This window comes from Agrobacterium sp. OT33 (assembly GCF_017313365.1).
GTDB classification, from domain to species: domain Bacteria; phylum Pseudomonadota; class Alphaproteobacteria; order Rhizobiales; family Rhizobiaceae; genus Agrobacterium; species Agrobacterium rhizogenes_A.
In genome coordinates this window covers 712,313-733,660 of the sequence record NZ_JAFLMZ010000001.1, presented here as the reverse complement: position 1 = coordinate 733,660, position 21,348 = coordinate 712,313, and the positions used below count along the sequence as shown (strand labels likewise).

Here is a 21,348-nt window from a genome sequence, read left to right as displayed (position 1 = left end):
ATGTCAGGCCGAACTGTCGTTATAGATCAGCAAAACGTGAAGAAGGAAGTGCTTTTGTGAACCATCCGGTAAAACCGGTCGCTCAATCGGGCTCCCGCCTGGATTTCGGTGCGTTGAGATTGCGCAGGACATACCAGCCGGCAGCCACCACCATGGTCGCCAGAATATACCATGTGACCGCATAGGAGAGATGGTTGTTGGGAAAGATCAGCATGGTCTTGCCGCCCACAGGCAGGCCGCCCGGATTGGGCGTCGCATCCGCATCGACGTAAAAGGGCGCGACGTCTGAAAGCCCGGATGCCTGGGCGATCTGAGGAATGTTGCGGGAATACCAGCGTCCGTTCGCCGGATCGTTGGTGCGGAGGAAAAGCCCGCCGGTTTCGGGTGCGCGCATCAACCCGACGATCTCGACGCGCCCGGTCGGTTCGCCGTCCCGGCGCGAGGACGGATCGCGCCGGTCGGACGGCACGAAACCGCGATTGACGATGACGCTTGAGCCATCGTCCCGCCGCAGCGGGGTCATGACCCAGTAACCGGGACCGAGATCGGTAACCGTGTAGACCTGAACCTGCTTGTCGTTGATGAGGGTGCCGGACAGTTTCACGCGGCGATATTCGTAACCTGCGGGATCGGCGAGTGCGGGCCATTCGCCGGCGGCAGGTGCGTCGACAGGTTCTGCATGGGCGCGGGCCTCGACGCGCTCGATCAGGTCGAGCTTCCAGGACAGGCGTTTGACCTGCCATGTTCCGAGCGCCAGCAGGCAGCCTGTCAGGATAATGGTCAGAAACAGGACAAGGATTGCAGCGGGGCGGATGCGCTGGTTGCGTGGTGAGGTTCTTGACGGATCGGTCATGGTTGCACAGTCCTTGCGAGGCGGCACGCAGTTTGCCGCCGGCATCCGGTTCTTCCAGCAAATAACCCCATAAATCGCACCACGATTCATGGGGTTATGTGTTGGCGCGGAAGGCGGCCCGCCGGGGTCCGGCAGGCCGTTGATCTATGCTGCTCAGGGCAGGTTCTTCACATCCTCGATGTGCAGCGGCATCATGTTCTTGTTCATGTTGTACATGACCCAGAGCGAGCCGGAGAGCGTGATCAGGAGCACCACAACGGTGAAGATCAGCGCCATGAAGGTCCAGCCGCCTTCCGACTTGGTATCCATGTGCAGGAAGTAGATCATGTGCACGAAGATCTGGATGACGCCGAGGCCCATGATGGCGATGACGAGCAGGGTCTTGTTTTCAAGAACGTCGCCCATGACCAGCCAGAAAGGGATCGCCGTCAGAATGACCGACAGGACGAAGCCGATCATATAGCTTTTGAACGTGCCATGGCTGGCGGCATCGTGGTGATGATGGTCGTCGCCATGCGCGTCGTGATGTGCGTGTGCTTCGGAACTCATCAAAGGACTCCCATGAGGTAGACGAAGGAGAAGACGCCGATCCAGATGACGTCGAGGAAGTGCCAGAACATCGACAGGCACATCAGGCGGCGCTTGTTGGCCGCGATCAGGCCGTGTTTGGCCACCTGGAACATCAGCGTGACAAGCCAGATGATGCCGAAGGTGACGTGCAGGCCGTGGGTGCCGACCAGCGCGAAGAAGGCGGACAGGAACGCCGAACGCTGCGGACCGGCGCCTTCCGCGATCAGATGATGGAATTCGTAAAGCTCCACGGCGAGGAAGGCGAGGCCGAAGAGACCGGTGACGCCGAGCCAGACCAGCGTGGCCTTTACCTTCTGCTTTTCCATTTCCAGCATGGCGAAGCCATAGGTGATGGAGGAGAAAAGCAGGAAGCCGGTGTTGATCGCCACGAGCTTCAGATCGAACAGGTCCGCGCCCGAAGGGCCGGCCGCATAGTTGCGACCGACAACGGCATAGGTGGCGAACAGCGTCGCGAAGATCAGGCAGTCGCTCATCAGATAGAGCCAGAAGCCGAGCGACGTGCCGTTTTCCGGATGGTGGTCTTCCTTCAGGTAGAAGACCGGTGGTTCAGCGCCGTCGACGCTTTGTGCAGGTGCATGAGCCATATTCGTTACGCCTGTTCAGCAAGCAGCTTCGTACGTTCCGCCTCGACCGTCGAAACGTCGGAAGCCGGAATGTAGTAATCGCGATTGTAGTTGAAGGTATGAGCGATCGAGACCGCGATGATGGCGAGCATGGAGAGAGCTGCCAGCCACCAGATGTGCCATACCAGCGCAAAACCAAGCACCACGCTGATGGCGCTGATGATGACGCCCGCGCCGGTATTCTTCGGCATATGGATCGGGATGAAACCTTCCCTGGGACGGTTGTAGCCGCGCTTCTTCATATCTGCCCAGGCGTCGACATCATGGATGACGGGCGTGAAGGCGAAGTTGTAGGCCGGCGGCGGCGACGAGGTCGACCATTCCAGCGTGCGACCGTTATAGGGGTCGCCGGTTACATCGCGCAGCTGATCGCGCTTCAGGAAGCTGACGATGAGCTGGATGACGAAGGAGGCGATGCCAAGCGCGATCAGGAAGGCGCCGAAGGCGGCAATCACGAACCAGATCTGCAGCGAATTGTCCTCGAACTGGCTGATACGGCGGGTAATCCCCATCAGGCCGAGAATATAGAGCGGCATGAAGGCGAAGTAGAAGCCGATGAACCAGAACCAGAAGGACAGCTTGCCCCAGAACGGATCGAGACGGTAACCGAAGGCCTTGGGGAACCAGTAGACGATGCCTGCAAGCACACCGAACACCACGCCACCGATGATGGTGTTGTGGAAGTGGGCGATCAGGAACAGCGAGTTGTGCAGCACGAAATCCGCAGGCGGAACGGCGAGAAGAACGCCGGTCATGCCGCCGATGACGAAGGTGATCATGAAGCCGATCGTCCAGAGCATAGGAACGTCGAACTTGATGCGGCCCTTATACATGGTGAAGAGCCAGTTGAAGATCTTCGCGCCTGTCGGGATCGAGATGATCATCGTGGTGATGCCGAAGAAGGCATTCACGCTTGCACCGGAACCCATGGTGAAGAAGTGGTGCAGCCACACGATATAGGCGAGGATGGTGATGACGCCCGTGGCGTAGACCATCGAGGCATAACCGAAAAGGCGCTTGTTGGAGAAGGTCGAGACGATTTCCGAGAACACGCCGAATGCCGGCAGCACCAGAATGTAAACTTCGGGATGGCCCCAGATCCAGATGAGGTTGACGTACATCATCGGATTGCCGCCGAGATCGTTGGTGAAGAAATTGGTGCCAACGTAGCGGTCAAGGGTGAGAAGGGCGAGCGTGCCGGTCAGGATCGGGAACGAGGCCACGATCAGGATGTTCGAACACAGCGACGTCCAGACGAAGATCGGCAGGCGCATCATGGTCATGCCGGGCGCACGCATCTTGATGATCGTCACGATCAGGTTGATGCCTGAAAGTGTCGTTCCCACACCGGCGATCTGCAGACCCCAGATGTAATAATCGACCCCGACCCCCGGGCTTCCGTCGATGCCGGAAAGCGGCGGATAGGCCAGCCAGCCGGTCTGCGCATATTCACCGATGAACAGCGAGATCATGGTGATGACGGCGCCGGCCGTGGTCATCCAGAAGGAGAAGTTATTGAGGAAGGGGAACGAAACGTCGCGGGCGCCGATCTGCAGCGGCACGACGAAGTTCATGAGACCGGTGATCATCGGCATGGCCATGAAGAAGATCATGATGACGCCATGGGCCGTGAAGATCTGGTCATAATGGTGCGGCGGAAGATAACCCTCCGAGCCGCCGGAGGCGATCGCCTGCTGGACACGCATCATGATCGCGTCGGCGAAGCCGCGCAGAAGCATGACCAGCGCCAGAATGATGTACATGATACCGATCTTCTTGTGATCGATGCTCGTGAACCATTCGTTCCAGAGATAGCCCCACAGCCGGAAATAGGTGAGGGCGCCAACGACGGCGATGCCGCCCAGCGCCACGGCCGCGAAGGTGGCGACAAGAATGGGCTCGTGAAGCGGGATGGACTCCCATGTCAGCTTCCCGAACAGGAACGACGTTTGATCGGAATTGACGATCATTTTCAGCCTCTTGCGATTCTAAGACGTAAGGTCGGCGCGGACAGGCCGCGCCGCAGAATGCCGGGACGTATCGTCAGCCAGCGACTTGTTTGGTTTCCGGCAGCGCCGCAGGTTCGAAAGTCTGACCTTCGATCACGGCCGGAGTGGATTGGGGGCCGCTGGCGACGCCATAAGGCGCAAGCGGCGTGCAGACGACGGAGTTCAGCGCCTTGGCGATGTCGATGCCTTCCTTGCCGCCGCCGCCATTGGCGTCGATATGCATCATGTCGCGCATGCAGAGCTTGTTGGGCTCCACGCAGCGGTTGAGGATGGCGCTGTAGAGTTCCGGATCGACCGAGGCGAAATATTGCACCGGCTCGCGCTCCGAAGGCTTGGCGAATTCCAGATATTCCTGACGGCCGAAGCCCTTGCCGCCTTCTTTCGCCTTGGCAACCCACTGGTCGAAGCCCTGCTGGCTGAGACCGTGGAACTTGAAGCGCATATGGGAGAAGCCGGGGCCGGAGAAGTTGGCCGAGAAGCCGTCATAGACGCCTTCCTTGTTGATGACGGCGTGCAGCTTTGTCTGCATGCCGCCCATGGCGTAGATCTGGCCGGCGAGCGCGGGAACGAAGAAGGAGTTCATCGCGGTCGTGCCGGTGATCTTGAAATTGATCGGAACATCGACCGGAGCGGCGAATTCATTGACGCTACCAATGCCGAGTTCGGGATAGAAGAACAGCCACTTCCAGTCCATGGCGACGACTTCGACCGTGAGCGGCTTGATATCGGCGGTGACCTGGCGGCTCTCGTCGATGCGCTCCAGCGGGCGATAGGGGTCGAGACGGTGGGTGGAAATCCAGGTCACGGTTCCGAGCATCAGGATGATGGCGACCGGAGCCGACCAGATCACCATTTCAAGACGTGTGGAATGGTGCCACTCGGGATCGTAATCCTCGGCTTTGGCCGATTCACGATATTTCCATGCGAAGAAAAGCGTCAGCACGATGACCGGAACGATGATCAGCAGCATCAGAACCGTGGACGTGATGATGAGATCGCGCTGCTGGATGGCGACGTCGCCCGATGGATTCATGACCACGAGGTTACAGCCGCTAAGCAGCAGCAGTACCGGAATAGCCAGAAGGGCGGATGGGATTTTTTTGATCATGCGCACGTTCTCTGAACTCGTACAGTTTGGATTATGCCGCGATTAATTGCCGAACATCATTTTTCAAATGAGGTATATTGTCGCGGTGCAGCGAAACCTTCGCGATGCACCATGTGCCTGGCAGAGCTGCCTTTGAAGGCGGAGCGGCTGCATTATCGCATAGCACGCTTGTGGGGCAAGCCTTTCTTATCAAACTTCAATTGACGTCACGGAGGGTGCGTGTGACAATCCGTCGCATCGTAACGCAACGGAAGAGGAGCCCGCGCGTTACAGGAAATGGTTCGTCCATGACGCAGGAGGGATATTATGAGTTATAGCAATGCTGCTCCATCATTTGGGCAGGCGCCGGAAGCCAATGGTCATGGAACAGATCCGGTCAAGGTCGATCCGGATCGCATCACGATTGCGGTCATTCTTGCGAGAATGACGGAGTTTTTCGACTTTTTCATCTACGCCATCGCCTCCGCTCTCGTTTTTCCGCATGTCTTCTTTTCCTTCGTCGATCCGCTGACGGCTACGCTTTATTCCTTCGCGGTGTTCTCTCTGGCCTTTATCGCAAGGCCGATCGGCTCGCTGATCTTCCTCCAGATCGACCGCAAGTTCGGTCGTGCCGTCAAGCTGATGGCGGCGCTCTTCACGCTCTGTGGCTCCACCATGGCGATCAGCTTCCTTCCCTCCTATGCGGAAGCCGGCATGCTCGCCCCCGTTCTCCTGGCGGTGTTTCGCATCGGCCAGGGCCTTGGTCTGGGCGGTGCCTGGGATGGTCTGGTTTCGCTGCTTGCCATGAATGCACCGCAGAAACAGCGCGGCTGGTACGCCATGATGCCGCAGATCGGCGCGGCCATGGGCTTCGGTCTCGCCAGCGCCTTTTTCATCGTTTTCGTCACGCAGCTTTCCAATGCGGAATTCCTCGCCTGGGGCTGGCGTTTCCCCTTCTTCGTGGCGCTGGCGCTCAATGTTCTCGCGCTCTTTGCCCGCCTGCGCATGATCGTCACGCCGGAATTCCAGGCCATGCTGGAGCAGCATGAGCTGGAACCACGCCCGATGTTCAAGATGCTGCGCTCGCAGTTCCCGGTCGTCGTCACGGGTGCCTTCGTGCCGCTGGCAAGCTTTGCACTCTTCCACCTCGTCACGGTATTCCCGCTGAGCTGGGTTTCCCTCAATACCACCCAGCGCGTGTCGGACTTCCTGTTCGTGCAATTTGTCAGCGCCATTATCGCCGGCGGCATGATCGTGGTGTCCGGCATTCTGGCCGACAGGATCGGCAGGCGGAAGCTTCTGGCCATTGCGGCTGTGCTCATTGGTCTATTCAGCCTTGTTGCGCCGGTCCTTCTCGGTTCGGGCGATATCGGCCGCTATCTCTTCGTCCTGATCGGCTTCTCGCTGCTTGGCCTGTCTTTCGGCCAGGCGGGCGGCGCGCTCGCATCCCGTTTCAGCCGTGAATATCGCTATACTGGTGCGTCTCTCACCTCGGATATTTCCTGGTTGATCGGCGCCGGTTTCGCACCGCTCGTCGCACTCGGATTTTCGTCCAAGTTTGGACTGTTTGCCGTCGGAATTTATCTGATGTCGGGTGCCGTCTGTACGCTGGTTGCCCTGTGGTTCAGCCGAACGCTGGAAATGCCTTCGGACTGATCTGGGCAATTTAACAATCGCTGCAGCCATCGCGCCGCGGAATCCTGTCGGATTTCGCGGCGTTTTTGTTTTTTTATTGCGCGAGGCCGATTTTAATCTTGACTCGGTCCATCATGAAATATTATGTAAGCAATACTGACGTAATTCAGTGTGTCTCATTGCCGGAAATGCCGGCCACCAGGGAACGCGATGCGAACGACAACGATCATTATTTGCGAAAAAGCGGCCATTGCCGCCACGCCGTTTGCCGGCCGCAAAACGACCGTTCGCGCCATTAAACGCCGATAGCCAAAAAAAAGAGGAGCAGCCAGGTCGCCTGCGGCTCCGCCCGCAGAGTGCCGGCTGACGCGCCGGGTTTCGGGAAAAGAGGGTGATGCCGCGCGAAATGCGCAACGAGAGGAGAGTGCCTTGAGTGTGACGGAGCAAAAATTCGGCCTTTATGATGCGGCTTTTGAAAAAAGCAGCTGTGGCGTCGGTTTCATCACCCGCAAGGATGGCATGCAGACGCATGATGTGCTGAAGCGCGGCCATGAGGCGCTCTGTGCCGTGCCGCATCGCGGCGGCATGTCGGCGGAAGGCGTTGGTGATGGCGCGGGCGTGTCGCTCGACCTGTCGCTCTCCTTTTTTCGTGAGTTGACGGGACAAGGTTCCCTCAAGGCCGGCCGGTTCGGTGTCGGCAATTTTTTCCTGCCGCAGAATCAGGCTTTTCACGGTGAGGCCGTCGGTATCATCGGCAGCGCTCTGAAAGAGCAGGGCTTTTCGGTTCTGCTGGTGCGCGATGTGCCGGTGAATGATGCGGCCATCCGTCCCGCCGCAATCCCCTACCAGTTACCGATCCGCCAATGGGTCTTTTCGGCACCAGCGGAATGCGCGACGCTTGCTGAGTTCGACTGGCGCATCCACAAGGCGTTGCTCGCCATCGAGGCGCTCGCTTACACCGTGCCGGAGCTTGCCGGTTTTTACCCGCTGTCGCTCAGCGCGCGCACGCAGGTGCTCAAGGGGCGTCTAAACTCCCAGGAGGTCATGCCCTATTTCTGCGATCTGACAGATCCGCGCCATGAAGTGCATACGATGTATTTCCACACGCGCTTCTCCACCAATACCGATCCGCACCCCTCCATGGCGCAGCCCTTCCGTCTGATGGCGCATAATGGCGAACTCAACACCGACAAGAAAAACCGGCTATCGGAAGCGGCCGTGGCGCTGGCGAAGAATGCCAGCATCGTCAGGCCCAAGGGCCAGTCGGATAGCTGCCGTCTGGACCAGACATTGCAGGCGCGGGTGATGGAGGACGGTCTCGACCTCGTCACCGCCGTGGTCTCGATGATGCCGCCGGCCTGGGAAAACGACGACACGCTCTCGCCCGGTGTGAAGGCGATGCTGGAATATTTCTCGCTCTATGAGGAGAAGAACGACGGCCCGGCAGCGCTGATCTTCGGCGATGGCACGATCATCGGCGCACGCCTCGACCGCCTTGGCCTGCGCCCGCTGCGCACCGTGGAAACGGAAGACTATCTCTGCGTCATGTCGGAGGCCGGTCAGATCGCCTTTCCGGCCGAGAGCGTCATCCGTCGCGGCCGTATCGAAGCGGGCGGCATGCTTTATTACGATCACGCCGCGCGCCGCGCCTTTTCCACCGTCGAGGCGCTTGAGCTTCTGGCGGCCCGGCTGGACTATCCGTGCCTGCTATCGGAAGCGCGCGTCATGCTTGAGGACCTGCCGGAAGTGCCGGCGGAAAAGCAGGGCTCGCCACTGCGTTACAATGGTGATCTGGAACGGCATCAGCGTTATGTCGCCTATTCGCACAATCAGGAAAGCTTCAAGTTCCTGATGGACCCGATGCTGGCCTCCGGTGCCGAAAAGATCTCGGCCATGGGTTATGGCAACGCCATCAACGCCCTGTCCGATCAGGAAGGTGGGGTCGCAAAGTATTTCTCGCAGCGTTTCGCGCAGGTCACCAATCCGCCGCTCGACAGTATCCGCGAAGCCGATGGCATGACACTGCGGGTAGCCTTGGGCGCGAAGCCGAACAGCGGTGCGAAGAAAGCCCGCCAGATCGTCGTGCGCTCCCCGATCCTCACCCACCTCGACATGCTGCGCATTCGCGAACAGCCCGAGACACCCGTTCGCCGTTTCGAAATGCTCTATACGCCGGTCTCCGACTCTGCCGATGCCAACGAAGTGGCCCTCCGGCAGGCGATCGACGGCCTCTGCGATGAGGTCGTGGCTTTCGCGGCTGACGAAGGCGGCATTGCCGTCATCACCGACCGGCATGTCTCGGCAGGCCGTGCGGCCTTGCCGATGATCATGGTCGTTTCCGCCATCAATCAGCGGCTGATCGAGGAAGGCCTGCGGCTGCGCGTTTCCCTGATCGTCGAAAGCGGACAGTTTTCCTCCTCCCATCACATTGCAGCCGGTCTCGGTTTCGGCGCTTCGGCGGTCTACCCACTCGGCGTGCAGTTCCGTGCGGAGGAGAAATTCGGGGCCGATGCCGACAAGGCCTTCAAGCGCTTCGCCAAGGCGGCTGAAAAGTCGCTGATGAAGACAATGGGCAAGGTCGGCCTGTGTACGGCGGAAAGCTACATCGGCGGCGAATTTTTCGAGCCGAACTTCCTCGATACCGACGATCCGGTGCTGAAGCGCTATTTCCCCAATGTGAAAACCCCTGTCGGTGGCGTCAACTTCGCCGTCATCGCGCAGGCGGTGGCGGACTGGCACCGCAAGGCGCTGTCGGTGAAGGATGAGAACGACATTCCCCTGCTCGGCCTCTTCAAGGAACGTGCGGAAGGTGCCGGCCATTCCTATGGCACGACGGCGGTACGCGGTTTCGTGGATATGACGGAGGAAAAGATCGGTTTCGACAAGGGAACCGAAAACGAGGAGGCGCTACGCCTCCTGCCGCTCAACCGGCTGGAGGATGCGTTCGGGCTCAACGATGCGGCCTATTACCACAACAGCTTCGACCGGTTGACCCCCGAGGCCATCGACGCGTTCGAGGTGACACCCGGTTACCGTTCTTTTGCCCGCATGATGGCGGAAGAAAGGGCGCGACGTCCGGCCGCCCTGCGCGATGTTCTGGAATTGCCGGCCGATGTGACCTTCGCCGGTTCGGCCGAAGAATTCCGCCGGGAAATGGGTCGCTTCTCCCGGCAGGGCAACAACAGCTTCATGGTGCGCGGATTGCTGTGCGAAGAGGCGGGAGACGGCGCGTTCCGGCTGCAATTGACCGGTCCGCATGGTCACGAACTTGCCCGCCTCGCCGCACTCGGCCAGTCGCTGCTCGACCGTTTTGGTGACGATATCGCCGGCCATTGGCTGGAAGGTGGCGCGCTCATGGTTCAGGCAAAGGGTGAGGCCTCCGCCTATCTGTCGCTTATCCGCACCGCACCGGAGAGTATTCCGCTTGAGACCGTGCAGAAGGCGAGCGAGATCACCAAGACCCTCGCATCGGGTGCCATGAGCCACGGCGCGCTGGTTGCGGCCGCCCATGAGGCGGTGGCGCATGGCACAAACATGGTCGGCGGCATGTCGAATTCGGGAGAGGGCGGCGAGCATATCTCCCGTTACGGCACCATCCGCGCCTCGCGCATCAAGCAGTTCGCCTCCGGCCGCTTCGGTGTCTGGGCCGGTTATCTTGCCGATCCGATGCTGGAAGAGATCGAGATCAAGATCGGTCAGGGCGCAAAGCCGGGTGAGGGCGGGCAGCTGCCGTCTCCCAAGGTGACGGTGGAAATCGCGGCGGCACGTGGAGGCACGCCGGGCGTCGAACTCGTTTCGCCGCCGCCGCATCACGATACCTATTCGATCGAGGATCTGGCGCAGCTTATCCACGATGCCAAGGCGGCGCGCGTGCGCGTCATCGTCAAGCTCGTCTCGTCGGAAGGCATCGGCACCATTGCGGTCGGCGTCGCCAAGGCGGGGGCGGATGTCATCAATGTCGCCGGCAATACCGGCGGCACGGGTGCGGCGGCCGTGACCAGCCTCAAATATACCGGCCGCGCGGCGGAAATCGGTATCGCGGAGGTGCATCAGGCGCTCTGCGCCACCGGCCTTCGCGCCAAGGTGCTGCTGCGCTGCTCCGGCGCGCACCAGACGGCGAGCGACGTGGTGAAGTCAGCACTTCTCGGCGGCGACAGCTTCGAATTCGGCACCACGGCGCTGATGATGCTGAAATGTGTCATGGCCAAGAACTGCAACATCAAGTGCCCGGCTGGTCTCACCACCAATCAGGAAGCCTTCAACGGCGATCCGCGGGCGCTGGCGCAATATCTCATGAACATCGCCCATGAAACGCGCGAAATCCTGGCCACTCTCGGCCTGCGTTCGTTGCGGGAGGCGCGGGGCCGTTCCGATCTCCTTCACCTCCTCGATCATCCGGCAAGCGTCGGCCAGCTTGACCTCCGGGCAATGCTTGCCGTGGTCGAAGAGGTGAAGATCGACAGCCCCGTCTATATGGAAAAGGACTTCGCGCTGGACGACGCTTTCATCGAACTCGTGCGTTCGGCGCTGGTCGACAGCAGGCGGGAGAGCATCGAGCTTGGCGGCAATCGTTTCCTCAACAATTGCAACAAGAGCGTCGGCGGCCAGCTTGCGGTCGATATCGAGCGTATGCTGAACCATGAGCTTTCCGACGAAGAGGCGGATGCGTTGCCGGCGGTGAAACGGGACAGCCGTGGCCGCCGGTTCCTGGAAGCGGGTTCGGTGCGCATCGATACGTCAGGTTCCGCCGGTCAGTCCTTCGGCGCTTTCTGCAATGACGGCATGGTCATGATCCATACCGGCACCTGCAATGACGGCGTTGGCAAAAGCGCCTGTGGCGGCACCATCGTCGTGCGCTCTCCCGGCGGCGGTTCGCAAGAGGCGGGCGGCAATGTGCTGGTCGGCAATTTCGCGCTGTTCGGCGCCACCGGCGGCCGCACCTTTGTGGAAGGTCAGGCCGGTGACCGTTTCGCGGTGCGCAATTCCGGCGCAACCGCTGTGGTCGAAGGGGTGGGTGATTTCGCCTGCGAATACATGACCAATGGCGCGGTCTTGAACCTCGGCAGTTTCGGCAAGGGCCTCGGTAACGGCATGAGCGGCGGTTTCGTTTATCAATACGATCCCTACGGTGATCTGCCGAAGAAGGTCAGCCACGATTCGATCCTGCTCGGCTTGATCACCGGTGAGGACGAACAGGCCGCGATCCATAATCAGGCCATCCACCAGCTTCTGTCCTGGCATGTCGCGGAAACCGGCTCGGCCAAGGCGGCATGGCTCCTGGAAAACTGGGAGAGCGAGCAGCATAATTTCGTCTACGGCATGCCGCGCGCCCTGCTGCTTTATCAGGACAGCGACGAAATTCTCAAAGCCAAGCCCCGCAAGGAGCTGCTGGAGGAACTGGCTTCCGCGCTTGCCGCCCATCAGCTACGCAAGTTCAAGCTCGCCTATCGCGACCGCAAGTCCGTGCTGAACGGAACAGTGCCGGGTTATGGCGAGACGGATACGGAAGACATGTATTCGCTCATCAATAACTACACGGTGTTGAGCATGGCGCAGGCCATTGCCCTGCAGCGGGTGCCGATGGCATCAGGCCCTTCCGATCCCGGCATTGAAAAAGCCGTGCGCAATCTCATCCTCACGGAAGATTATGCGCTGATGCAGCGTTTGCTGAAATATGCGCGCGAGGCGCTTTCCGATCATGGCGACGAACAGCTTGCGGTGATGATCGCCGCCAAGCGGCTCGACGATTACAAGCAGGCGCTGGCGCGCCGCAACATCTGGTCGGTGGACAGCCCCGGCACCTATGGCTGGATCATGCAGCAGAGTTGCAAAAACATCGAGAAGATCGGCCGCCTGCCGGGCTTCGAGGAGCTTTTTGCGGCCCGCGCCATACCGGACCTCGCCACCGCATCCAGCCAGAACAGGGCAGCATGATGAAGATACCCTATATTCCCGAAGACGCGCCCTTCAATGGTGACCAGCGCGCCTGGCTCGCCGGCTTTCTGGCCGGGCTCCATTCCCGCGCCGCCATCGGTTTGGAGACATCGGTGGCCGCTGCCGCCCCCAAAACGGCTGCCAGCGTGCTGAACATCCTTGTCGGCACCCAGACTGGCAACGCCGAAGCTTTGGCGATGGATATCGCCGCCGCTGCGCGTACCCAGGGCATGCAGCCGGTGGTAACGGCGCTGGACGATGTATCCATGGACAGTCTCGGTTCCATGAAGCGGGTCATCGTCGTCACCTCGACCTATGGCGAAGGCGAGATGCCTGACAATGCCCAGTTGTTCTGGGAGGCGCTTGCCGCTGACGGCGCGCCGCGACTGGACGAGATGAATTTTGCCGTGCTTGCGCTCGGCGATACCGGTTACGACGGCTTCTGCCAGGCGGGCAAGCTCATCGATACGCGCTTCGAACAGCTTGGCGGCAAGCGCATGAAGACGCGGATCGACTGCGATATCGACTTTGAGGATGCGGCCGCTGCATGGATCGGCGAGACCCTGCCGCTCGCGCTCGCCCTTGGCGGTGGTGATGCGACGGCTATGGCCGCGCCTGCGGTCGCCGAACCGCCGATGCGGGCGAAGCAGGGCTGGAACCGCAAGAACCCCTATTCGGCGCGGGTAAGCGTCAATCACCGTCTTTCCGGCCCGGGCTCGTCGAAGGAGATCCGCCACTACGAATTCGATCTTGGGGAAAGCGGGCTCGATTATGAGGCGGGTGATGCCCTTGGCGTTGTTCCCCTCAACGATTCGAAACTTATCGGCGCGCTGCTCGCGCATTTCGGCGCGGGCGCAGAGAGTGAAGTCGCAGGACTGGATCGCCCGGTCGGCGACGCGCTTCTCAACATGTTCGAAATCTCGACACCCTCGCGCGAGCTCGTCGCCGAAATCGGCCGGCGCGCAGGGCATGATGAGCTCAGCCACATCCTTGCGAATGGGGACAGGGAGCAACTTGCTGCCTTTCTCTGGAGCAAGGATATTCTCGATCTGGTCAATCTCGGCGGAAAACCCGTATTCGAGCTTGCGGAATTCGTGACCTTCCTGAAGCCGCTGCAGCATCGCGCCTACTCCATCTCCTCCAGCCCGCTGGTTGCGCAAAACAGCGTGCATCTGACGATTGCCAGCGTGCGTTATCGCGCCGAGGGGCGTGAGCGTGGCGGCGTATGCTCCACCTATCTGGCGGATCGGGTGGAGGCTGGTAAGACTGCCGGAATTTTCGTTTCGCCTAACAAGGCGTTCCGCGTGCCACAGGATAATGCCGCGCCTGTCATCATGGTCGGGCCGGGCACGGGCATTGCACCATTCCGGGCTTTTCTGCAGGAACGACAGGCGAGGGGTGCAAACGGCAGGAACTGGTTGTTCTTTGGCGACCAGCACCGGCAGTCGGATTTCATCTACGAAAACGAGCTTGGCGAAATGAGCCGCACGGGTGTGCTGACGCGCCTCGATCTCGCCTTTTCGCGCGATCAGGCGGAAAAGATCTATGTTCAGACGCGCATGCGCCAGAACGGCAAGGCGCTTTATCAATGGCTCGAAGAGGGGGGCTATTTCTACGTCTGCGGCGATGCGACCCGCATGGCGAAGGACGTCGACGATGCCCTGCATCAGATCGTCATGGATGAGGCGGGCATTTCTGCTGAAGCGGCAGGCGATTATGTGAACCGGCTGAAGCGCGAAAAACGTTATCTGCGCGACGTCTATTAGAAACAGATTATGCGGGGGATCACCCTTGCTGCTCCCGATGGCTCAGCAATTGGTGCAGGTGACCTCCGCATCGCGTTGCTTGAAGAAGTAGTCGCGGCCGATGGTGATCGATCTTACGCCGGAGGATGAGACGTCGGTCATGAACATCAGCAATTCATGCGGGACGGAAAGCTCGACATGGATCAGGAAGGTTTCCGCAATCAGCAGACGCGGCGGAACCGCTACCACCGATCCCACGGGATAAGGCTTCTGGTCTCTCTCATCCCAGGACCAGGCGATTTTCGCCTGTTTCTGTTTGTCGATTGTTATGCCGCTGATCTTCAGCTTTAAACCCGTCGTGCTGTAAGGTGCAAAGACGGCGGCTGCAACATGCTGCATGTTTTTAAGATAGGCCTTGTCAACCGAGCCTGTCTTCGAGATCAGGTCGTTGATCGTCGCCGAAGCGCTGCTTGCCCGCTTATAGGTATTATAGCCGATGGTGAGTTCGAAGGATGTCACATAAAGGGCGAGCAATATCGGGAAGATGATTGCAAATTCCACCGCGCCGACGCCGCGCCGATCCTTTATGAAGCGTGCGGCGAGCGCGGCAAAACGATGTCTGCCATTCGCCACGGCGTCCACCAGCCCTGCCATTATAAGCCTCCGCTTGTGGTGTATTTCTCGTTCATGAAGGCGTCGGTCGCGACGATGAGAAAATGTGAGGGCATGGACCCGTCCGCCGGGCGTATTTTTGTGAGATATGGCCGGATGATATCGGCGATGACGCGCCAGCGATAATAAACGCGCAGCATGTTGATCGTTTCCGGTCCGCCCGGTTTGAAGCCGAATTCCGCCGTATCGAGATCGTAATATTCGCCATAGGCCTTCAGCGGTATCGTGGTTGGAATATCCTTGAAGGCGGGAAAGGAGCGAAGGTCGATATAAAGTTTCTGTTCGGTTTTTATTTCATCGGCAGAGCAGGTGATCATCACCGAAACTTCGTTGCAGAAGTTCTTGCGAAAATCCTCTTTCGAAATCGAACTGCTGAGCTGCCCGGTGCGCAGACGCCGCGCCATGGTGTCCGTGGCATTCACGACGACCTGTTCCGCTATCAGGGCGATGAAAGTCTCGATGATTGCAAAGACGACGAGGAAGTAGGGAATGGCGAGGATCGCGAATTCAATAGCCGCTGTCCCGTCGCGCGAGATTCCGAATTTTCTCAGCAATGGCGTCAGTCTGGCCAGTCGCATATGTGTCTATCTTTGGAATATGCGGCAAGCGCAACCGTTGAAATTGTTGCGGACCATAACCAGCCGATGTTTAAATTCAGTTACCCGAACAGGTTCTACTTTAGCGATTCACAAAAATGACACAGGCTTTAAATGCAAAAAGCCCGGCGTATTGCCGGGCTTTTGCCGAAAGACAAAAATACGGATTATTCCGCATCCGCTTTTGAAAGAACCTCGAGCGTGGGTGTCGAGGTGATGTTGTAGCCGCAATCCACATAGTGGCATTCGCCGGTCACGCCACGCGACAGGCTGGACAGCAGATAGAGCGCCGATCCGCCGATATCGTCGATATCGGCCGTGCGTCTCAGAGGCGCGTTTTTCTGGTTCCATGCATAGATCGCCCGCGCATCCGAAATGCCGGCGCCCGCCAACGTGCGGACCGGGCCGGCCGAGATGGCGTTGACGCGGATGTCACGCGGACCGTAATCGGCGGCGAGATAACGCACGGAGGCCTCGAGTGCCGCCTTGGCGACACCCATGACGTTGTAGTTCGGGATCACGCGCTGCGAACCATTATAGGTCAGCGTCAGCATCGAGCCGCCATTGGTCATCAGTTCAGCGGCGCGCTTGGCGATTTCCGTGAAAGAGAAACAGGAAATGACCATGGTGCGGCTGAAATTGTCGCGCGTCGTATCCGCGTAAAGGCCTTTCAGCTCGTTCTTGTCGGAAAAGCCGATGGCGTGCACGACGAAATCCAGCGAGCCCCACTTTTCGCGGATCGTTGCAAAGAGGGCGTCGACCGAGGCGATATCCTCGACATCGCAAGGCACGATGAAGTCGGAGCCGAGCTCGGCAGCCAGCGGCTTCACACGCTTGCCAAGCGCTTCACCCTGATAGGTGAAGGCCAGTTCCGCGCCCTGTGCCGCCAGTGCCTTGGAGATACCCCAGGCGATGGAGTGATTGTTTGCGACGCCCATGATGAGGCCGCGTTTACCCTGCATGATGCCGTTCATGGGCAATTATCCGTTATGACGCTGGAAGACGAGCGTGGCGTTGGTGCCGCCGAAGCCGAAGGAATTGGAAAGGATGGTGTCGATCCTGGCGTTGTCGATGCGGCTGCGAACGATCGGAACGCCTGCAAATTCCGGATCGAGCTCGGAAATATGCGCGCTTTCGCCGATGAAGCGTTCCTGCATCATCAACAGGCCGTAGATCGATTCCTGCACGCCGGCCGCACCCAGCGAATGGCCGGTGAGAGACTTGGTCGACTGGACATGCGGAATCTTGTCGCCGAAGACTTCCCGGATCGCGCCGATTTCCTTGCTGTCGCCAACCGGCGTCGAGGTGCCGTGGGTGTTGATGTAGTCGATGTCGCCCTTGACGGTGGAAAGCGCCTGCCGCATGCAGCGGATCGCGCCTTCACCCGAAGGGGCCACCATGTCGTAACCGTCAGAGGTCGCACCGTAACCGACGATTTCGGCGTAGATCTTCGCGCCGCGCGCCTTGGCATGTTCCAGCTCTTCGAGAACAAGCACGCCCGCACCGCCGGCAATCACGAAACCGTCGCGGTTGACGTCATAAGCGCGCGAGGCGACGCTCGGGGTCTCGTTATATTTGGACGACATGGCGCCCATGGCGTCGAAGAGGTTGGACATCGACCAGTCGAGATCCTCATGGCCGCCCGCGAACATTATGTCCTGCTTGCCCCACTGGATCATTTCGGCGGCGTTGCCGATGCAATGCGCCGAGGTGGAGCAGGCCGACGAGATGGAATAATTGACGCCATGGATCTTGAACCAGGTGGCAAGCGTCGCGGAGGCGGTGGAGGACATGGCCTTCGGCACGGCAAAGGGGCCGATGCGCTTCGGGCTGTTGTTCTTCAGCGTAATATCGGCTGCCTCGACGATGGTGCGGGTGGAAGGACCGCCCGAACCCATGATGATGCCGGTGCGTTCATTGCCGCTGATGTCGCTCTCTTCGAGACCGGAATCGGCGATCGCCTGCTTCATGGCGACATGGTTCCATGCGCCGCCCTGTGACAGGAAGCGCATGGCGCGGCGGTCGACCAGATCGGTCGGGTCGAGAGAGGGTTTGCCCCAGACCTGGCACTTGAAACCGTGTTCGGCAAAATCCGGCGAAAAGGAAATGCCGGATTTCGCATCGCGCAACGATGCGGTGACTTCAGCGGCATCACCGCCGATGGAAGAAACAATACCGAGGCCGGTGACAACAACTCGTCTCATGAAAGGGACCTTTTCTTAAGATTTCGGCTGGACGACCGAAGCCGCCCGGCTTTTGCCAGGACTTATTCCGTCTGCCTCAGGCAGTCTTTTCCTTCGACAGTCCTACACGAAGGTCCGTCGCCTGATAAATGGTTTCTCCATCCGCCTTCAGCCAGCCATCGGCTGTTCCAAGCACCAGACGACCGCGCATCACGCGCTTAAAATCAATACCGTACTGAAGGAGCTTGGTGTGAGGGCGGACCATGCCCTTGAATTTGACTTCGCCGGTGGAGAGCGCCATGCCGCGGCCTTCTTCGCCCAGCCAGCCGAGGAAGAAACCCGTCAGCTGCCACATGCCGTCAAGGCCGAGGCAGCCCGGCATGATCGGGTTGCCCTGGAAATGGCAGGGGAAATACCAGTCATCGGGGCTGACATCGTATTCCGCGCGGATGAAACCCTTGTCGAAGGCGCCACCGGTTTCGGAAATTTCAGTGATGCGGTGAACCATGAGCATGGGGGGCAATGGGAGCTGGGCATTTCCCGGGCCGAACAATTCGCCGCGACCGCAGGACAGGATCTCCTCGTAATTGTAACTTGATTGCCTCGTTGCCATACCGCTTTCACTTCCCCAGTTACTGGTGTTGATCGACTTCACTAGAGCAAGTTAGGTTCAAAATGAAGCGCTGCAAGGGCAGAGGCCGCTCCGGCGTCATTCTTTGTCTTCGAACCTTCTTTGCAGAAGTCATTACCTCAATATGCCGTCCGCATACAGGAACCATCCGGCAGGAACCAGAGGAAATTTGCAAGAATGGCCGGTTTGCCGCCATTTGCCGCGCCTGACGGCGCTGAAACTATTGAAAGCATTCGCTGCAAAAGATATATGCTAATGCAATTGACGAGTTTCATACCTCTGTTTGGAATGGGATTGCATGGCATTTGACGCCACATTGGATATCGGAACGAGGCTGCGGCGCTCGGGGCTGCGCCCCACGCGTCAGCGTGTGGCTCTGGGCGATCTTCTCTTCGCAAAGGGCGATCGCCACCTGACGGTGGAGGAGCTGCACGATGAGGCGGTCACCGCCGGCGTGCCTGTTTCCCTCGCCACCGTCTACAATACGCTGCACCAGTTCACCGAGGCCGGTCTGATCCGCGTCCTGGCCGTGGAAGGCGCGCGCACCTATTTCGACACCAACGTCTCGGATCACCACCATTTCTTCGTGGAGGGCGAGAACGAGGTTCTCGATATTCCGATCAATAATCTCCAGATCGACAATCTGCCGGAAGCGCCCGAAGGCATGGAAATCGCCCATGTGGATGTGGTCATCCGCCTTCGCCGCAAGCGCGGTTGAAGCTTTGCCCGATAGTTGATGTGAAAAAGGCGCCCGTGGGCGCCTTTTCTGTTTTCAGCTGTCATTTCCATATGTCACTTCATGACATCTTCCGGTCGTCTGCCGGGCTTGGCCTTGTAGGGCGGGAAAGTCCAGCCGAAGACCAGCGCGCCGGACCGGATGCCAAAGGCCGTCAGGACCCCCGCCGCTGATGCGGCATAAAGCGGTGCGCCAAGGAAATAGACGACAATGAAGGTGGAGGAGCCCAAAAGCGCGCAGGTGATGTAGATCTCCGGGCGCAATAGAACGGAAGGTTCCCCGGCGAGAATATCGCGCAGCACGCCACCGAACGTGGCTGTCAGAATGCCGGTGACGATGGCGACGGTTGCGGAGCCGCTTGCGGCGAGGCCCTTTGCCGCTCCCATGACGCAATAGGCGGAAAGACCGAGCGCATCGAGCCAGATCAATACGCGATAACGGGATTCGAAAAGATGCGCGGTGAAGAACAGCAGAACCGCGACCGATACGCAGACCAGAATATAGGTCGGGTTCACCACCCAGAAGACCGGCGTTCTGCCCAGCACGAGATCGCGCACCGTGCCGCCGCCGATGCCGGTCGCAGCCGCAAAGAACAGGAAGCCGATCAGGTCGAGTTGCTTGCGCGAGGCGGCCAGCGCACCGGTTGCGGCAAAGATGGCGACGCCGGCATAATCGAGAAAACCGAGAAGCGTCATGAAAAGGTTCCCCCCGAAACACGGTCCGCGAACACGTCAGTGTCGCGCAAGCACTAAACTCTAGGCTGGCCGCCCGGATGATCGCAACATCCATAACCGAAACGGATGCAAAGGAAAATGCCGTGAGAATCGCTCTCGTTGCCGCTCTTCAGGTGCTGGTCTTCTTGATGTTTCCGGCGGCGCTGTCGGCGCAGCAGCAGCTGGTGAGTGATCCCGAGATTTACGAAAAGGATCATTTCCGCAGGGAGTGCAAGGTGGCGGCCTTTGGTGATGATTTCGTCACACGGCTGGATATCAACAATGACGGGTTGATGGATGCCGTCGTCAATCACGGCGTTCTCGATTGCGACGGCGAAAAGGGCCGCAGCTGCGACGATGAGGGCTGCCCCTATAATTTCTACGTTCAGGTGAAGGAGGGCGGTTATCTGATGATCGCCACGGCCCGGATTTACGGCTATGACTTCATCAAGCGTTTCGGCAACATGGTCTTCGTGCTGAAGATGCATCCCCGTTATTGCGAGCGCACCGACAAGGAACCCTGCCTGATGACGGTGCGGGTACGCGGTACGAAATTCGTCACCATTTCGCGAAAGTGACGGCGGCAGCCTTACGGCGCAATCCGTCGGATTTTGACCCTCTGATTGTATCGCTGCCGAAGCGAGCGCGGAATGACGAGGGTGGCGGTGGCGACGGCGAAAACCGCGGCCGCGACGACCCACAAAGCATCCGAATGCAGCGTGGCGCCCAGAACGGCGCCGCAGATCGCGCCGCAGAGCATGCCGAGCCAGGGTACGATCTGGATGCCCCAGTCAAGGCTCCGTTCGCCGAGAAGAAAACGGCCGATGCCGCGGCCGAAACGGGAAAGGGCGCCGGTCACATAGGTTAGGCCGATCGGCAGCCCCTCAATATGCTCCACTGCGGCATTGACCATGCCCATGGCGAAAACGACGAGATAAAATTGCGCGAGACCTGATGTTTCGCCGCGCAGCAGCGCCGCAATCGCCACTAGCGATCCCACCACCATGAGAACGGCGAAAATGCGCCGGTCGAACTTGTGCGCCACAACGATGCCGCCGGCATTGCCCGCCACGAAGGCCACGATCGCAAAGAGCAGCTTCGCCGCATGGGAATAGATGCCCGCTTCCATCGAGACGGCGGCGCGCGTTGTGTTACCGGTCATGAAGGAGACGAAATCTCCGGAAATATAAAGACCCACCGCGTCGGTCATGCCGGCAATGAAGGAAATGGCGGCAACCAGCGCAATACCTGTTCCGGTGCGCCTTGCCTTGATAATGTTGCGACGTCTCTGTCTGGTCATGGAAAGCTCGATAGGAAAATGGCGGGCCAATACCCGGCCG

Annotated in this window: 17 protein-coding genes; 5 read left to right on the top strand and 12 right to left on the bottom strand. The window is 59.5% G+C overall.

Features of this window, described 5'->3' with window-relative positions; all coding sequences use genetic code 11:
- Positions 1 to 82: 82 nt before the first annotated feature.
- From JZX88_RS03615 to cyoA, 5 genes are all read right to left on the bottom strand, one after another.
- Positions 83 to 853 carry an SURF1 family protein gene (locus tag JZX88_RS03615; protein WP_206912555.1) on the bottom strand — a complete coding sequence of 257 codons (771 nt, stop codon included), beginning with the start codon at positions 851 to 853 and terminating at the stop codon, positions 83 to 85.
- A gap of 153 nt (positions 854 to 1,006) precedes the next feature.
- Complete coding sequence (cyoD, locus tag JZX88_RS03610) at positions 1,007 to 1,402, bottom strand: cytochrome o ubiquinol oxidase subunit IV (protein WP_065114538.1); 396 nt, start codon at positions 1,400 to 1,402, stop codon at positions 1,007 to 1,009.
- On the bottom strand, positions 1,402 to 2,028 hold the full coding sequence (cyoC, locus tag JZX88_RS03605; protein WP_065114539.1) for a cytochrome o ubiquinol oxidase subunit III: 627 nt from the start codon (positions 2,026 to 2,028) through the stop codon (positions 1,402 to 1,404). Before cyoC ends, cyoD begins: the two co-directional genes overlap by 1 nt.
- 5 nt (positions 2,029 to 2,033) lie before the next feature.
- Positions 2,034 to 4,037, bottom strand: coding sequence for a cytochrome o ubiquinol oxidase subunit I (gene cyoB / locus JZX88_RS03600; protein WP_110755828.1), 2,004 nt, complete (start codon positions 4,035 to 4,037; stop codon positions 2,034 to 2,036).
- A 73-nt stretch (positions 4,038 to 4,110) separates the two neighbouring features.
- Positions 4,111 to 5,184, bottom strand: a complete 1,074-nt coding sequence (gene cyoA, locus JZX88_RS03595; protein WP_110755826.1) for a ubiquinol oxidase subunit II — start codon at positions 5,182 to 5,184, stop codon at positions 4,111 to 4,113.
- A gap of 306 nt (positions 5,185 to 5,490) precedes the next feature.
- On the opposite strand from cyoA, the gene JZX88_RS03590 reads away from it, so the two are divergent.
- The 3 genes from JZX88_RS03590 to JZX88_RS03580 all read left to right on the top strand — a co-directional run bounded on the left by JZX88_RS03590 (position 5,491) and on the right by JZX88_RS03580 (position 14,498).
- Positions 5,491 to 6,819 carry an MFS transporter gene (locus JZX88_RS03590; RefSeq protein WP_065114542.1) on the top strand — a complete coding sequence of 443 codons (1,329 nt, stop codon included), beginning with the start codon at positions 5,491 to 5,493 and terminating at the stop codon, positions 6,817 to 6,819.
- 408 nt (positions 6,820 to 7,227) lie between these two features.
- Positions 7,228 to 12,732, top strand: coding sequence for a glutamate synthase-related protein (locus JZX88_RS03585; RefSeq protein ID WP_206912553.1), 5,505 nt, complete (start codon positions 7,228 to 7,230; stop codon positions 12,730 to 12,732).
- Entirely contained in the window at positions 12,729 to 14,498 is a 1,770-nt protein-coding gene (locus tag JZX88_RS03580) for a sulfite reductase subunit alpha (protein ID WP_206912551.1), read from the top strand. Before JZX88_RS03585 ends, JZX88_RS03580 begins: the two co-directional genes overlap by 4 nt.
- 42 nt (positions 14,499 to 14,540) lie before the next feature.
- Here the strand turns inward: JZX88_RS03580 and JZX88_RS03575 are convergent, their stop codons facing one another.
- From JZX88_RS03575 to fabA, 5 genes are all read right to left on the bottom strand, one after another.
- Positions 14,541 to 15,134 (bottom strand): TadE/TadG family type IV pilus assembly protein, encoded by a 594-nt coding sequence (locus JZX88_RS03575; protein ID WP_065114544.1) that lies wholly within the window; start codon positions 15,132 to 15,134, stop codon positions 14,541 to 14,543.
- Complete coding sequence (locus JZX88_RS03570; protein WP_142855148.1) at positions 15,131 to 15,727, bottom strand: TadE/TadG family type IV pilus assembly protein; 597 nt, start codon at positions 15,725 to 15,727, stop codon at positions 15,131 to 15,133. Before JZX88_RS03570 ends, JZX88_RS03575 begins: the two co-directional genes overlap by 4 nt.
- Positions 15,728 to 15,912: 185 nt before the next feature.
- Complete coding sequence (fabI, locus tag JZX88_RS03565) at positions 15,913 to 16,719, bottom strand: enoyl-ACP reductase FabI (protein ID WP_065114546.1); 807 nt, start codon at positions 16,717 to 16,719, stop codon at positions 15,913 to 15,915.
- A 6-nt stretch (positions 16,720 to 16,725) separates the two neighbouring features.
- On the bottom strand, positions 16,726 to 17,949 hold the full coding sequence (gene fabB / locus JZX88_RS03560) for a beta-ketoacyl-ACP synthase I (RefSeq protein WP_065114547.1): 1,224 nt from the start codon (positions 17,947 to 17,949) through the stop codon (positions 16,726 to 16,728).
- Between the two features lie 76 nt (positions 17,950 to 18,025).
- Positions 18,026 to 18,541 (bottom strand): 3-hydroxyacyl-[acyl-carrier-protein] dehydratase FabA, encoded by a 516-nt coding sequence (gene fabA / locus JZX88_RS03555; protein ID WP_065114548.1) that lies wholly within the window; start codon positions 18,539 to 18,541, stop codon positions 18,026 to 18,028.
- 316 nt (positions 18,542 to 18,857) lie between these two features.
- On the opposite strand from fabA, the gene irrA reads away from it, so the two are divergent.
- Complete coding sequence (gene irrA / locus JZX88_RS03550; RefSeq protein WP_006309975.1) at positions 18,858 to 19,277, top strand: iron response transcriptional regulator IrrA; 420 nt, start codon at positions 18,858 to 18,860, stop codon at positions 19,275 to 19,277.
- A 74-nt stretch (positions 19,278 to 19,351) separates the two neighbouring features.
- Here irrA and JZX88_RS03545 read toward each other — a convergent pair whose 3' ends face one another.
- Positions 19,352 to 19,990, bottom strand: coding sequence for a trimeric intracellular cation channel family protein (locus JZX88_RS03545; protein ID WP_065114549.1), 639 nt, complete (start codon positions 19,988 to 19,990; stop codon positions 19,352 to 19,354).
- A gap of 77 nt (positions 19,991 to 20,067) precedes the next feature.
- On the opposite strand from JZX88_RS03545, the gene JZX88_RS03540 reads away from it, so the two are divergent.
- Positions 20,068 to 20,586, top strand: coding sequence for a hypothetical protein (locus JZX88_RS03540; RefSeq protein ID WP_065114550.1), 519 nt, complete (start codon positions 20,068 to 20,070; stop codon positions 20,584 to 20,586).
- A gap of 11 nt (positions 20,587 to 20,597) precedes the next feature.
- On the opposite strand, the gene JZX88_RS03535 is transcribed toward JZX88_RS03540, so the two are convergent.
- Positions 20,598 to 21,308, bottom strand: a complete 711-nt coding sequence (locus JZX88_RS03535) for a YoaK family protein (protein ID WP_065116091.1) — start codon at positions 21,306 to 21,308, stop codon at positions 20,598 to 20,600.
- Positions 21,309 to 21,348 lie beyond the last annotated feature (40 nt).